Here is a 14,651-nt window from a genome sequence, read left to right on the forward strand (position 1 = left end):
ATGTCGCCTGCTGGGAAGCCGCAGGTCTGGTTCCTGACCGGGAGCCAGCACCTCTACGGCCCGGAAACGCTCGAACAGGTCGCCCAGCAGTCGCAGCAGATCCAGCGGATGCTCACCGAGTCGGGCCGGATCGCCGCGGAGCTGGTGTGGCAGCCGGTGCTGACCGACACCGCCGCCATCCGCGACGTGATGCTCGCGGCCAACGCCGACCCGTCGTGCATCGGCGTGATCGCGTGGATGCACACGTTCTCACCCGCCAAGATGTGGATCACCGGGCTGGACGCGCTGCGCAAGCCGCTGCTGCACCTGCACACGCAGCTCAACGAGGCGCTGCCGTGGTCGACCATCGACATGGACTTCATGAACCTCAACCAGGCCGCCCACGGCGACCGCGAGTTCGGGTTCATCCAGACCAGGCTCGGCGTGCCGCGCAAGACCGTGGCCGGCCACGCGAGCGACCCGCTGCTGGCCGAGCGGATCGACGGCTGGGTGCGTGCCGCCACCGGCTACAGCCACCTCAACGGGTTGAAGCTCGCCCGGTTCGGCGACAACATGCGGGGCGTCGCGGTCACCGAGGGTGACAAGGTGGAGGCCGAGCTGCGCTTCGGCGTCTCGGTGAACACCTACGGCGTGAACGACCTGGTCGCGCTGGTGGACGCGGTCGAGGACGAGGAGATCGACGTCCTGGTCACCGAGTACGCCGACACCTACCGGCTCGCGGACGCGCTGCACAAGGGCGCGGAGCGGCACGAGTCGCTGCGGTACGCGGCGCGCATCGAGGCCGGCCTGCGCCGGTTCCTCACCGACGGCGGCTTCGGCGCGTTCACCACGAACTTCGAGGACCTCGGCGGGCTGCGGCAGCTGCCCGGCCTGGCCGTGCAGCGGCTGATGGCCGACGGCTACGGCTTCGGCGGCGAGGGCGACTGGAAGACCTCCGCCCTGCTGGCCGCGGTGAAGGCGATGGGCGCGGGCACGGGCCGCGGCACGTCGTTCATGGAGGACTACACCTACCACTTCGGGCCGGGCGAGCCGAAGATCCTGGGTGCGCACATGCTGGAGGTGTGCCCGACCATCGCGGCCGACCAGCCCTCGTGCGAGATCCACCCGCTGGGCATCGGCGGCCGGGAGGACCCGGTGCGGCTGGTGTTCGACGCGGCGGCGGGCCCCGCCGTGGTCGTCGGCCTGGCCGACCTGGGCGAGCGGTTCCGGCTGGTCGCCAACGAGGTCGAGGTCGTGCCGCCGGACGAGCCGCTGCCGAACCTGCCGGTCGCGCGCGCCGTGTGGAAGCCCGCGCCGTCGCTGTCGACGTCGGCCGAGTCGTGGCTGACCGCGGGAGGCCCGCACCACACCGTGATGACGCAAGCCGTGAGCTCGGATACGCTGCGCGACTTCGCGACCATGGTGAACACCGAACTGGTGGTCATCGACCAGGACACGACGACCGCGTCGTTCAGCGACCGCCTGCGCTGGAACCAGGCGTACTTCCGACTCGCACAGGGCCTGCGCTAGCCGCCGGACCTGGGCTTGGCACCACCATCTAGGGAGAGAAGAAACAATGAGGTTTCCGCGGATCGCCGCCATCACCGCGGCCGGCCTGATGCTCGCCGCCTGCGGGTCGGCGGAGAAGACCGTCGACCAGCAGACCGGCTCGACGGACGGCGCGCTCGTCGGCGTCACGATGCCGACCCGCTCGTCCGAGCGCTGGATCCACGACGGCGACAACATCAAGAAGGCGTTGGAGGAGAAGGGCTACAAGGTCGACCTCCAGTACGCCGAGAACGACATCCCGACGCAGGCCAACCAGATCGAGAACCAGATCACCAAGGGCGCGAAGCTGCTCATCGTGGCCTCGATCGACGGCACCGCGATCACGTCGCAGCTCCAGCAGGCGCAGGACGCCAACATCCCGGTCATCGCCTACGACCGGCTGCTGCGCAACACCGACAGCGTCGACTACTACGCCACGTTCGACAACTTCAAGGTCGGCGTGCAGCAGGCGACCTCGTTGCTGACCGGGCTGAACGTGCTCAAGGCCGACGGCACCCCCGGTGACGCCAAGGGCCCGTTGAACATCGAGCTGTTCGCCGGCTCCCCGGACGACAACAACGCCACGTTCTTCTTCAACGGCGCGATGTCGGTGCTCCAGCCGCACATCGACAAGGGCACGCTGGTGGTCAAGAGCGGCCAGACCGACTTCAAGACCGTCGCCATCCTGCGCTGGGACCCGGCCACGGCCCAGAAGCGCATGGAGGACCTGCTGACCTCCACCTACGGCTCCGACAAGGTGCACGGCGTGCTGTCGCCGTACGACGGCCTGTCCATCGGCATCCTGTCCGCGCTCAAGAGCAGCGGCTACGGCACGGGCGGCAACCCGTACCCGATCGTGACCGGTCAGGACGCCGAGGTCGCGTCGGTGAAGTCGATCATCGCGGGCGAGCAGTACTCGACCATCTACAAGGACACCCGCGAGCTCGCGGCGACCACCGTCAAGATGGCCGACTCGGTGCTCAAGGGCGACAAGCCCGAGGTCAACAACGAGAAGGACTACGACAACGGCAAGAAGGTCGTGCCGTCGTACCTGCTCGAATCGGTGATCGTGGACAAGGGCAACTACCAGAAGGTCCTCGTGGACAGCGGCTACTACACCGCGGATCAGCTGAAGTAGGTTTGCACACCATGTCCGACGAAATCCTGGTGATGCGCGGCATCACCAAGCGGTTCGCCGGGGTCACCGCGCTGCACGACGTCACGTTGTCCGTGCGGCGCGGTGAGATCCACGCGATCTGCGGTGAGAACGGCGCGGGCAAGTCCACGCTGATGAAGGTCCTCTCGGGCGTGCACCCCCACGGGTCCTACGAGGGCGACATCGTCTTCGAGGGCGAGCCCTGCGCGTTCGGCGGCGTCCGCGACAGCGAGCGGCGCGGCATCGTGATCATCCACCAGGAGCTGGCGCTGTGCGGCCAGCTGTCCATCGCGGAGAACCTGTTCCTCGGCAACGAGCGGGCCAAGCGCGGGTTCATCGACTGGAACCGCACCAACCACGCGGCGGGCGCCCTGCTCGCCCGCGTGGGCCTGCGGGAGAACCCGACCACGCCCGTGCACGACCTGGGCGTGGGCAAGCAGCAGCTGGTGGAGATCGCCAAGGCCCTGGCCAAGGACGTCAAGCTGCTGATCCTGGACGAGCCGACCGCGGCGTTGAACGACGACGACTCCGCGCACCTGCTCGACCTGCTCGACGGCCTGCGCGACGAGGGCATCACCTCGGTGATCATCTCGCACAAGCTCAACGAGGTGACGCGGATCTCCGACAGCATCACGATCCTGCGCGACGGTCGCACGATCGAGACGCTGCCCGCCAAGGACGTGACCGAGGACCGGATCATCTCCGGCATGGTCGGCCGCGACCTTGAGCACCGCTTCCCGCCGCGCACGCCCAAGATCGGCGACGAGGTGCTGCGGATCGAGGACTGGACCGTGCACAGCCCGTCGCAGCCCGACCGGGTCGTGGTCGACAACGCGAACCTCGTGCTGCGGCGCGGTGAGATCGTCGGCCTGGCGGGCCTCATGGGCGCGGGCCGCACCGAGCTCGCGATGAGCGTGTTCGGGCGGTCCTACGGCGTGGGCATCTCCGGCCGGGTGGTCAAGGACGGCCGCGAGATCGACACGCGCACCGTCCGCAAGGCCATCGAGCACGGGCTGGCCTACGTCAGCGAGGACCGCAAGCGCTACGGGCTGAACCTCATCCAGGACGTCAAGCTCAACGTGTCCGCGGCGGGCCTGGAGAAGCTGGCCACGCGCGGCTGGGTGAACGAGAACGAGGAGCACTCGGTCGCCGAGCGGTACCGGCGCTCGATGAACATCAAGACGCCCAGCGTCGCCACCCCGACGGCGTCGCTGTCGGGCGGCAACCAGCAGAAGGTCGTGCTGGCGAAGTGGATGTTCACCGACCCGGACGTGCTGATCCTCGACGAGCCGACCCGCGGCATCGACGTCGGCGCGAAGTACGAGATCTACTCGATCATCAACGACCTGGCCGACCAGGGCCGCGCGGTCTTGGTCATCTCCTCCGAGCTGCCGGAGCTGCTCGGCCTGTGCGACCGGGTCTACACCCTGTCCGAGGGCCGGATCACCGGTGAGCTGGACCGCGCGGAAGCCACCCAGGAACGCCTGATGCACCACATGACCCAGGGACAGACCTCATGACCACCAAGACCGCGGCCACGCCGGCGGCGCAACAGGCCGGGCCGCCGCAGCGCAGGTTCACGATCAACCTGCGCCAGTCCGGCATCTACATCGCCTTCGCGCTGATCGTGCTGCTGTTCACGGTGTTGACGGACGGTGCTCTGCTCACCCCGCAGAACATCTCCAACATCATCGTGCAGAACTCGTACGTGCTGATCCTGGCCATCGGCATGATCCTGGTGATCATCGGCGGGCACATCGACCTGTCCGTCGGGTCGGTGGTCGCGCTGACCGGCGCGATCTGCGCGGTGCTCACCGTGCAGATGGGGCTGCCGTGGCCGCTGGCGGTGCTGATCACGCTGCTCGCGGGCGCGGTGATCGGCGCGGCGCAGGGCTACTGGGTGGCCTTCTTCGGCATCCCGGCGTTCATCGTGACGCTGGCGGGCATGCTCGTGTTCCGCGCGCTCACCCTGACCGTACTGGGCAACCAGGGCATCGGCCCGTTCCCGGACCAGATCCGCACCCTGGCCAACGGGTTCACCGAGGGCTACCTGGGCAACGTCGGCCTCGGCCCGCTGGGCGGCGCGGACCTGCTCAGCCTGCTGGTCGGCGTCGCGGTGGTGGCCGGGTTCGCGTTCAACCAGTGGCGCAACCGCAAGGCGCGGCTGGCCTACGGGCAGGTCGTCGACCCGTTCCCGATCTTCGTGGCGAAGATCGCGCTGGCGGCGGCCGTGGTGCTGGCCGTGGTCGTGCAGTTGGCCCGGTTCCGCAACCTGCCGTGGGTGCTCGTGCTGCTCGCGGTGCTGGCGCTGGGCTACTCGGTGATGGCGAACAAGTCGGTGTTCGGCCGGCACATCTACGCCATCGGCGGCAACCTCCAGGCCGCGACGCTGTCCGGCGTGAAGGTCAAGCAGGTCACGTTCTGGGTGTTCGTGAACATGGGCCTGCTCTCGGCCCTGGCCGGCGTGATCTTCGCCGGTCGCCTCAACCAGGCCGGTCCGACCGCGGGCAACGCGTTCGAGCTGGACGCGATCGCGGCGGCGTTCATCGGCGGCGCGGCGGTCCAGGGCGGTGTGGGCCGGGTGGTCGGCGCGATCACCGGCGGCCTGATCATGGGTGTGATCAACAACGGCATGTCGTTGATCGGCGCGCCCAGCGAACGGGTCATGCTGGTCAAGGGCCTGGTCCTGCTGGCCGCGGTCGCCTACGACGTGTGGACCAAGCGCCGCGGCCGCGCGTGACCACTCTGTCGGTTGATTACAAAGTAGTGCTCTAGCGCGACAATTTCCGACATGACGTTCCGGGTCGTGTCGGTCCTGTCCGCCGTGCTCGCCCTCGGCTTCACCGCGGCCCCGCCCGCGGTGGCCGAGGGCGCACGCGTCGACTACCGCGAGTGGCGTTCCGCCCAGCTCGTCCAGGGCGAGCACGAGGGCACCGCGCCCGTGCCCGGCGGCCTCGCGATCCGCCGCCCGATCGGCGTCCTCGACCACGCCGGTCGCACCTACGACTACGCCCGGTGGACCTCGCCCCGCCGGGTCACCGGCTTCGCCGCCACCCAGGCCGTGGCCTCGTGGAACGCCGACACCCCGCCCGGCACCTGGCTCCAGGTCGACCTGCGCGGCGACGGCACCGGCTGGTACGTGATGGGCCGGTGGGCGTTCGGCGACCAGGACGTCCAGCGGACCACGGTCCCCGACCAGTCGGACGAGCACGGCTCGGTCGACGTGGACACCTTCCTGGCCGCCCGGCCGCTGCGCGCCTACCAACTGCGCGTCACCCTCTACCGGCTCACCGGCACCCGCACGTCACCGCTGCTGCGCATGGCCGGCGCGATGGCCTCCGCCATCCCGGACCGCTTCACCGTGCCGACGAGCGCGCCGGGCGTGGCCCGCGGCCTCGAACTGCCCGTGCCGCGCTACTCGCAGAACGTCCACGAGGGCCACTACCCCGAGTACGACGGCGGTGGCGAAGCGTGGTGCAGCCCCACGTCCACCGAGATGGTGGTCGAGTACCACGGCCGCGGCCCGACCGCCGACGACCTGTCCTGGGTGGACCCGGGCCACGTCGACCCGACCGTCGACCACGCCGCCCGCCACACCTACGACCACGCCTACCGCGGCGCGGGTAACTGGCCGTTCAACACCGCGTACGCGGCGGCCTTCGGGCTGCGCGCCCACGTCACCCGCCTGCGGTCGCTGTCCGAACTTGAGGGCTACATCGCCCGCGGCGTGCCCGTCATCACCTCCCAGTCGTTCCGCGAGGACGAGCTCGACGGCGCCGGCTACGGCACCGCGGGCCACATCATGGTCGTCATCGGCTTCACCGCGGACGGCGACGTGATCGCCAACGACCCGGCGTCCCCCTCGAACGACGCCGTGCGCCGCGTCTACGACCGCGCCCAGTTCGAGAACGTCTGGCTGCGCACCAAGCGCCACCGCGCCGACGGCTCGATCGCCTCGGGCTCGGGCGGCATCGCCTACATCATCAGCCGCTGAGTCTTGACGCCCCATCCGTTATCCGATTCACTACCCGTTATCCCTGGGAACGCTCCCAGGTCCACAGCACGGTGGCGGCCCGTCACGTCCCTCGGCGGGCCGCCGCTGCTCCAACCACCACCGAAACAGCACACAAGATCTCCGCCGCCACCAGGAAAGCGCTTACCAACCAGGAGATCACCACATGAAAGCACTCCTCGCCGTGTCAGCGTTGACAGCGGCGCTGCTCCAGGTCACCGCGCCGGAAGCCCAAGCCGCCTGCGGCGACGGCTCGTACCAGGCCGAGGTGACCGGCTCCGGCAGCAGCTTCACCGCCCGCAGGGGCGGCAGCACGGTCTACAGCGGCAGCAGCCTGCGCGCCGCCATGCAGGCGGCCAACGACAGCCTCACCGCCAACCGCACCTACAAGGAGCGGATCGTCGTCCGGGCATCCGGCTCCATCCCCGCGGGCGAGCGCTACTCGATGCGCAGCTACACCACCATCGACGTGTGCGGCACCATCAACGTCACCGGCACCGGCTCCGGCGACTACGCGCCGATCTACGCGCGCGGCGTGCGCGACATCGAGGTCCAGAACCTCACCCTCACCGGCACCCCGCTGTACGGCATCTTCATGCGCAACGTCACCAACGTGGTGATCGGCAACGTGAACATGCGCCTGTCCGGCGGCCTGGGCGTGCGCATCGACAACCGCGGCGACACCAGCCAGTGGACCCGCAACGTCCGCATCGACTACGCCTACGTGCAGGGCGCGAGCAGCCACGCCGTGGAGACCTACGGCGTCGACGGCCTGACCATCGGCACGGTCGTGGCCCGAAGCGTCGGCGAGTCCGGCCTGCTGCTCAACCAGACCATCAACGCCACCGTGGGCACCGTCGACGCGGAGAACGCGGGCACCGGCACGGGCTACGCCGCCTTCCGCACCGCCAACCGCAACGGCCGCATCGGCAGCAGCTACCCGACCAACATCCGCGTGGGCCAGGTCATCGCCCGCGGCGGCGGCCGCGGCATCTTCTGCGTCTCGGAGAGCGGCGGCCTGCAGATCGACCGCATCACCATCTCCAACACGGGCAACAACTCGATCCTGATCGAGAACTGCTACAACGTGAACATCGCGGCCCAGGGCGGCAGCGTCACCGGTGGCGGCGAGATCCGCCTGGCCGCCCGCTCGGAGTTCCCGATCACCCGTGACGTCACCATCCAGAACCTGACCGTCACCAACTCGGCCATCACCGAGAACCCCTGCGGCACCAACACCACCTTCCGCAACAACACCTTGGTCAACAGCCGCCAAACCATCTGCTGACCCGACGGACCCGGAACCTGACCTCCGAGGCCCGATTTGACATGGGTACGGGTGCTTTAGGCTGGTCGAAGCCGGCAGGCCTGGCGGGACGCTCTTCCCCGCCGGGCCTGCCGGCTTTGGCCTGCCTGGAGTGCCCGTACGGGCCCCATGTCAAATCGCGCCGGGCTTGCCCCGGACTCTCCCCGGACTTGTGCACCGCACTTGCGCACCGCACTTGCGCACCGCACTTGCACCCGGGCTTGCGCCCGGCCCAGACCACCTTCCTGTGAACAACCCCCCAGATATCGCCCCGAGACGCGAAAGAGTTGCGGTCCGATCACGCCCGCGTCCCACTCCTTGACACAACGCTGTGGCCCGCGACACAGTACCGCGCGTTTTGAACGGTCAAACGCCCGTCGAAGCGTCCTGGGGAAGGGGGAGCGGACCATGGCACGTCCCGGCTACCCGGCGACCACGTGCCACCCTGCCCTCACCCTCCTCCCCACCGCCTTCGCCACCCCGCCGGCTCCGGCCACCGCGCCGCCTCCACCCACCCCTTCGGCGACGCCAACCCTGCTGGACCCCGAAGTGACATCGAACGCGGTGATCGCGTGAAAGATCAACTTGCTGTAGGTGTGCACCGGGAAGTTCACCACCACTGCTTTCACCAGCGGGGACCGACAGCCGCGGCGGCCGGCCTCATCCGCTTGACAGGGCAAGACCAGAACGAAGGAGAGTCTCGGTAATGGGCGTTCGGACAACGGCGGCGCGGGCAACCGCGGCGCTGGGTGTGGCAGTCCTCCTCGCGTCGTGCGGCAGCGGAGGGGACCAAGGCGGCGAGCAGCCCGGCGGTGCGCTCGAAGGTCGGGGCGAGGTCACGTTCGCCACCGGCAAGGACACGTCCGGCAACATGCAGAAGCTCGTCGACGAGTGGAACGCCTCGCACGCCAACGAGCAGGTCCGGATCATCGAACTGCCCGAGTCCGCCGACGCCCAGCGCCAGCAGATGGTGCAGAACGCGCAGGTCAAGTCCGACGCGTACACGATCCTCAACCTCGATGTCGTCTGGACCGCGGAGTTCGCGGCCAACCGCTGGGTCGTCGAACTGCCCGCCTCCCAGTTCGACCTGGACAAGTTCCTCCAGCCGGCGGTCAAGACCGCGCAGTACCGCGACAAGCTCTACGCCGTGCCGGTCTACTCCGACGGCGGCCTGCTGTACTACCGCAAGGACCTGCTCGACGCGGCCGGCCTGAAGCCGCCGAAGACGTGGGCCGAGCTGACCACCGCCTGCCAGGCGGTCAAGGCCACCCAGCCGGCGATCGGCTGCTACGCCGGGCAGTTCGAGAAGTACGAGGGCCTGACGGTCAACTTCGACGAGGCCGTGCACTCCGCGGGCGGCGACGTGGTCGACTCCTCCGGCAAGCCGGTGGTCGACTCGCCCGAGGCGAAGGCCGGGCTGGACGCCCTGGTCACCGGCTTCCAGCAGGGCATCATCCCGCAGAAGGCCATCACCTACAAGGAAGAGGAGGGTCGCCGCGCGTTCCAGGCGGGCGAGCTGCTGTTCCACCGCCAGTGGCCCTACCAGTGGAACCTGGCCGGCAAGACGGACGGCTCCTCGCAGGTCGCGGGCAAGTTCGACGTCGCGCCCCTGCCCGGCCTGAACGGCCCCGGCAGCTCCACCCTCGGCGGGCACAACTTCGCCATCTCCGCGTTCGGCAAGAACAAGGCCACCGCGCTGGACTTCATCAAGTTCTTCACCAGCGAGTCCGCGCAGCGCTCCAACCTGCTGGCCACCTCGCAGGCGCCGACCCTGGCGAGCCTGTACGACGACGCCGAGCTGATCAAGCAGTTCCCGTACCTGCCCACGCTCAAGGAGTCCATCCTCTCCGCCAAGCCGCGCCCGCAGGCCGTCCGCTACGGCGACGTCACGCAGGCCATCCAGGAAGCCGCCTACGCCGCGTTGACCGGTGAGAAGCCCAGCGACGTGGCGCTCAAGGACCTCCAGTCGAAGTTGCAGGAGCTGCTGAAGTGACCACGGTCGCCCGCCGCGCCCGGGGTGCGACCTCGGGCGCGGGGCGACTCGCCGCGGCGCTGCTGTCACCGACGTTCATCGTGCTCGGCCTCGTGGTCGGGTACCCGCTGGTGGCGGCGCTGCGCGAGTCGGTGTTCCGGGAGGGCACCGACCTCGACGAGAGCGGTTTCGTCGTGGAGGGCTCGCGTTTCGTCGGCCTCGACAACTACACCGCGATCTTCGCCGGCGAGTCCGCCGCCCGGTTCTGGAACGCGTTCGGCAACACCACGCTGTTCACCGTCATCACGGTCGCGCTCGAAGTCGTGATCGGCGTCGCGATGGCGCTGGTGATGCACCACGCGATCCGTTGGCGCGGCGTCGTGCGCGCCGGCATCCTCGTGCCGTGGGCCGTGCCCACCGCCGTCTCCGCGTTGCTGTGGCGGTGGATCTTCCAGGCCGACGGCGTGGCGAACGCCGTCATCGGGCAGCAGGTCCTGTGGACGACCGAGGGCTGGCAGGCGAAGTTCGCCGTCATCCTCGCCGACGTGTGGAAGACCGCGCCGTTCGTCGGCCTGCTCGTGCTGGCCGGGTTGCAGATCATCCCGAACGACGTCTACGAAGCCGCGCGCGTCGACGGCGCGTCACCGTGGCGGCAGTTCTGGCGCATCACGCTCCCGCTCGTCAAACCCGCCTTGCTGGTGGCGGTGCTGTTCCGGGTGCTCGACGCGCTGCGCATGTTCGACCTGCCGTTCGTGCTCATCGGCAGCCGCAAGGAATCGGTGGAGACGCTGTCCATGGTGGCCTTCGACGAGGCGTCGAGCCTGAGGTTCGGACCGGCTGCCGCGTACGCGACGATCCTGTTCGTCTACGTGGCCGTCACCGCGCTGGTGTTCGTGCGGCTGCTGGGCGCGGACGTCATCGGCGCGGCTCGGGAAAGGGCGCGCAAATGACCGCCACCCGACCCAGGGCCACGCTGCCCCGGAAGGTGCTGACGTTCGCCGGGCTGGGCCTGATCCTGGTCTACTGCCTGGCCCCGTTCTACTGGATGGCGGTGTCGGCGTTCCGCCGCCCGTCCGACCAGTTCGAGCTGACCGCGCTGCCCTCGCCGTTCTCGCTGGACAACCTGACCGCGGTGTTCTCGCCCGGCGTCGGGTTCGGCCGGTCGCTGCTCAACAGCCTGGTCGTCGCGGGCACCACCACGGTGCTCACGCTGGTCATCGGCGTGTCGGCGGCGTACGCCCTGGCGCGGCTGCGCTTCCGGTTCAAGAACGCGGTCGCGGCGCTGATCATCGCCACCTCGATGTTCCCCGGCATCTCCCTGCTGGTGCCGCTGCTCGCGCTGTTCACCGACATCGGCTGGATCAACACCTACCAGTCGATGATCGTGCCGAGCCTGTCGTTCGCGCTGCCGCTGGCGGTGTGGAACCTGACCGCGTTCTTCCGGCAGATGCCGGAGGAACTGGAGCAGGCGGCGATGATCGACGGCTGCACGCGCGGCCAGGCGTTCCGCAAGGTGATCCTGCCGCTGGCCGCGCCGGGCATCTTCACCACCGCGATCATCACGTTCATCGCGGCCTGGAACGAGTTCATCATCGCCCTGTCGATGGTCAACGACAGCACGATGCAGACCGCCACCGTCGCGATCTCCCGGTTCACCGGGGCGTACGGTTTCGACCAGCCGTTCGGCACCCAGATGGCCGCCGGCGTGATCGTGACCGTCCCGCTGGTCGTAGTGGTGCTGCTGTTCCAACGCCGGATCATCGCGGGCTTGACCGCAGGAGGCGTCAAGTAGCCACCTCGCGGTGTCAACGGCCGGTCGCCACGTGTTGGGAGAGCCGTGGCGACCGGCCAATTCAACCCATGCTCACCTCGCCCAGGTCACGGCAGCCGCCACTGCTGGGCACCGGTCCCGTTGCAGTCGTGGATCTGCAACTGGACCCCGTTCACCGCGTTGCTGTTCGGCACGTCCAGGCACTTGCCGGACGGGGAGTTCACCAGCGTCGAACCCTTCGGCCACCACTGCTGCGCGCCCGTCCCGTTGCACGTCCACAGCTGCACCTTCGTCCCGTTGGCCCGGCCGCTGCCGCTGACGTCCAGGCACCGCCCCAACGCCCGCAGCGTGCCGTCCGGGGCGAGGGTCCACTGCTGGGCGGCCGAGCTGTTGCAGTCCCACAGGCGCACGGGAGCACCGTCGGTCAGGCCCGCGGGCTCGCCGTCCACGCACTTGCCGGCCAGGCCGATCACCGCGCCGGACCGCGCCGGGTTCGGTCCCACGTCGAACGACGGTGGCGCGTCCGCCGCGCCGCTGCCCCAGGTCGACGGCGTCGAGCCCAGGCCGAACTCCAGCGACCCGCCGCGCGCGACGAACGACGAGGGCAGCCAGGGCTTGCCCGACGCCACCCCGTCGACCCGCAACGACTGCACGTACTTCACGGTGTCCGACGCGTTCGGGGCGGTGATGGCGATCGCGACCCCGTTGCCCCGCGTGATCGTGACGCCCGGGAACTGAGGGCTGGCCAGCACCAGCTCGGCCCGCCCCGGCGCCTGCGGGTAGAGCCCCAAGGCCGCCCACACGGCCCACGACGACATCTCGCCCAGGTCGTCGTTGCCCACCAACCCCTCGGGCGTGGGCTGGAAGATCGTCGTCAATGCCCGCCGCACCACGTCCTGCGTCTTGTGCGGCGCACCCGCGTACGCGTAAGCCCAGGGCGTGTTGAGCGTCGGCTCGTTCCCCAGGTACGCGTACGGCTTCTTGGACCCGGCGTTCAGCTCGGTGAAGAAAGTGTCCAATCGGGACACGACGGCCGCGTTGCCGCCCATCGCGTCGAACAGGCCGCGGTGGTTGTACGGCACCATCCACGTGTACTGGGCCGCGTTGCCCTCGACGTACTCGTTCTCCTGCGTGGGGCTGAAACCCGGCCACGACAGGTCGGTGTTGCGCGGCTGCACGTACTTGCTGCCCGAGTTGAACAGGCTGCGCCAGTTCTGCGCCCGCCGCAGGAACCTCTCCGCCGCGGCCGTGTCGCCCACCCTCGCCGCGAACTGGGAGATGGCGAAGTCCGCGCTGGTGTACTCCAACGTGGTCGCGGCCGAGCCCCACACGTCACCCAGGCCCGTCGGCACGTACCCGTAGTCGTTGAACTGCAACCACCCCGGGCGCTGGCGGATGTCGTTCACCCCCGCGACCACGCGTCGCAACGCCTCCGCCGTGTCGAAGTCCGTGCCGCCGAACGCGTGCGCGGTGGACACGATGATCGGCAACGGGTCGCCGTTCATCACGCCGGTGCCACCGTTGGCGACCGTCCAGCGGTCGAAGTACCCGCCCTGCGCCGCCTGGTTCACCGCGGACCGCGCGATGTCGGACGCCTCCGCCGGGCCCAACAACGCGATCAGCGCGATCTGGGAGCGGTAGACGTCCCAGCCGGAGAAGTTCGCGTACTGGGTGCGCGTGGTCGTGTGGGTCTGCCGGTCGAAACCCGCGTACTGGCCGTTGACGTCGCTGAACACGTTGGGGTGCAGCAGCGAGTGGTACAGCGCGGTGTAGAGGGTGCGGAGCTGGGTGGACGTGCCGCCGGTGACGTCGACGCGGCCCAGCCAGGAGTTCCACGCCGCGCGTGCGGCCGCGCGGACCTCGTCGAACGGGCGCGTCCCGGTCTCGGCGGCGAGGTTGGCCTTGGCGTTGTCGACGCTGACGAACGAGATGCCGACCCGTGCGGTGACCGTGGTGGCGTTGAACGACACGAACGCCGACGCGGCGAACGGCCGCACGTCCTCGACGGCGGACGTCGTCGGCACGTGCTGCGTCCCGGCGGTCTTCGGCGCGGGCGGGGCCACGCCCCGGCTCGCGCCTTCCACCACCCGACCGCCCGGCGTGACGTGGCCGTCGGCGATCGTCGCGGCGGTGGCGAACGGCTGGTCGAACGTGACGTGGAAGTGCACCCGGTACCGGTTGCCCGTGCCGCAGAACCCGCCGCTGTCGGTGTAGCCGGACAGGCTGTCGGTGCCGACCGTGATCGAGCCGGACGCCGCGTTGAACGCGCGGGCCGCGTCCACGGTGAGCGACGCCCGCTGCCCGGCGGGGTAGGTGAAGCGCGCGACCCCGGAGCGCTGGTTGGCGGTCAGCTCGGTGCGGATGCCGTTGTCGAAGCGGACCGAGTAGTAGCCGGGGGACGCCTGCTCGTCGGCGTGGGAGAACGTCGAGTAGGCCGCGGGGGTAGTGCCGAGCGAGGGCATGAACGGCACGGTGCCGAAGTCGCTGCACCCCGGCCCCGACAGGTGCGTGAGGCTGAAGCCGCGGATGCGGTTGTCGTCGTAGTCGTAGCCGCCGTGCTGGTGCGTCACCGTGTCGGGGCTCCACTGGAGCATCCCGAACGGCGCGACCGCGCCGGGGAAGGTGTTGCCCGCGCCACCGCCGTGCCCGAAGTCCGGGCCGCCGGGTTTGGTGCCGACGAACGGGTTGACGTGCTGGGCGGGGTCGGTGATCGCGACCGGCTGGGCCGCGCCGACCCGGGTGGGGACGGCGAGCGCGACGAGGGTGAGGGCGGCGACGGCCGCGGAGCGGAGACGCATGCTGAACCTCCGGCAGGGGTAGGAGGTCTGACAACGTTGTCAACCGTCGATTCTCCCATCGCCCCAGTGCCTCAGGAACCCGCTACGCGGCCGAACACCACTGGTCCGC

General features: G+C 69.5%; 10 protein-coding genes. 9 read left to right on the forward strand and 1 reads right to left on the reverse strand.

What is annotated here, in order from left to right:
- From araA to LZG04_RS31030, 9 genes are all read left to right on the forward strand, one after another.
- On the forward strand, positions 1-1,509 hold the full coding sequence (araA, locus tag LZG04_RS30990) for an L-arabinose isomerase (protein WP_233823600.1): 1,509 nt from the start codon (positions 1-3) through the stop codon (positions 1,507-1,509).
- A 46-nt stretch (positions 1,510-1,555) separates the two neighbouring features.
- Positions 1,556-2,665 (forward strand): multiple monosaccharide ABC transporter substrate-binding protein, encoded by a 1,110-nt coding sequence (gene chvE / locus LZG04_RS30995; protein WP_233823602.1) that lies wholly within the window; start codon positions 1,556-1,558, stop codon positions 2,663-2,665.
- 11 nt (positions 2,666-2,676) lie between these two features.
- Positions 2,677-4,203, forward strand: a complete 1,527-nt coding sequence (gene mmsA / locus LZG04_RS31000) for a multiple monosaccharide ABC transporter ATP-binding protein (RefSeq protein WP_233823604.1) — start codon at positions 2,677-2,679, stop codon at positions 4,201-4,203.
- Positions 4,200-5,423, forward strand: a complete 1,224-nt coding sequence (gene mmsB, locus LZG04_RS31005; protein ID WP_233823606.1) for a multiple monosaccharide ABC transporter permease — start codon at positions 4,200-4,202, stop codon at positions 5,421-5,423. Before mmsA ends, mmsB begins: the two co-directional genes overlap by 4 nt.
- A 51-nt stretch (positions 5,424-5,474) precedes the next feature.
- Positions 5,475-6,677, forward strand: a complete 1,203-nt coding sequence (locus tag LZG04_RS31010; protein ID WP_233823607.1) for a C39 family peptidase — start codon at positions 5,475-5,477, stop codon at positions 6,675-6,677.
- Between the two features lie 184 nt (positions 6,678-6,861).
- Positions 6,862-7,983: a hypothetical protein gene (locus LZG04_RS31015; RefSeq protein WP_233823610.1), complete on the forward strand. Its 1,122-nt coding sequence runs from the start codon at positions 6,862-6,864 to the stop codon at positions 7,981-7,983.
- 769 nt (positions 7,984-8,752) lie between these two features.
- Positions 8,753-9,994, forward strand: coding sequence for an ABC transporter substrate-binding protein (locus tag LZG04_RS31020; RefSeq protein WP_233823612.1), 1,242 nt, complete (start codon positions 8,753-8,755; stop codon positions 9,992-9,994).
- Positions 9,991-10,923 (forward strand): carbohydrate ABC transporter permease, encoded by a 933-nt coding sequence (locus LZG04_RS31025; RefSeq protein WP_233823614.1) that lies wholly within the window; start codon positions 9,991-9,993, stop codon positions 10,921-10,923. The genes LZG04_RS31020 and LZG04_RS31025 overlap by 4 nt, the downstream gene beginning before the upstream one ends.
- Entirely contained in the window at positions 10,920-11,765 is an 846-nt protein-coding gene (locus LZG04_RS31030) for a carbohydrate ABC transporter permease (protein ID WP_233823616.1), read from the forward strand. Before LZG04_RS31025 ends, LZG04_RS31030 begins: the two co-directional genes overlap by 4 nt.
- Positions 11,766-11,851: 86 nt before the next feature.
- Here LZG04_RS31030 and LZG04_RS31035 read toward each other — a convergent pair whose 3' ends face one another.
- Positions 11,852-14,542 carry a lectin gene (locus tag LZG04_RS31035; protein WP_233823618.1) on the reverse strand — a complete coding sequence of 897 codons (2,691 nt, stop codon included), beginning with the start codon at positions 14,540-14,542 and terminating at the stop codon, positions 11,852-11,854.
- Between the last annotated feature and the right edge of the window lie 109 nt (positions 14,543-14,651).

Origin of the sequence: Saccharothrix sp. S26 (assembly GCF_021390395.1) — a bacterium.
Taxonomy (GTDB): Bacteria; Actinomycetota; Actinomycetes; order Mycobacteriales; family Pseudonocardiaceae; genus Actinosynnema.

What these genes read in the sequence shown, in the direction of transcription:
- araA (WP_233823600.1), top strand. Translation starts at nt 1, where the DNA reads ATGTCGCCTGCTGGGAAGCCGCAGGTCTGGTTCCTGACCGGGAGCCAG.
- LZG04_RS31035 (WP_233823618.1), bottom strand. Translation starts at nt 14,542, where the DNA reads ATGCGTCTCCGCTCCGCGGCCGTCGCCGCCCTCACCCTCGTCGCGCTC.
- LZG04_RS31010 (WP_233823607.1), top strand. Translation starts at nt 5,475, where the DNA reads ATGACGTTCCGGGTCGTGTCGGTCCTGTCCGCCGTGCTCGCCCTCGGC.
- chvE (WP_233823602.1), top strand. Translation starts at nt 1,556, where the DNA reads ATGAGGTTTCCGCGGATCGCCGCCATCACCGCGGCCGGCCTGATGCTC.
- LZG04_RS31030 (WP_233823616.1), top strand. Translation starts at nt 10,920, where the DNA reads ATGACCGCCACCCGACCCAGGGCCACGCTGCCCCGGAAGGTGCTGACG.
- mmsB (WP_233823606.1), top strand. Translation starts at nt 4,200, where the DNA reads ATGACCACCAAGACCGCGGCCACGCCGGCGGCGCAACAGGCCGGGCCG.
- mmsA (WP_233823604.1), top strand. Translation starts at nt 2,677, where the DNA reads ATGTCCGACGAAATCCTGGTGATGCGCGGCATCACCAAGCGGTTCGCC.
- LZG04_RS31015 (WP_233823610.1), top strand. Translation starts at nt 6,862, where the DNA reads ATGAAAGCACTCCTCGCCGTGTCAGCGTTGACAGCGGCGCTGCTCCAG.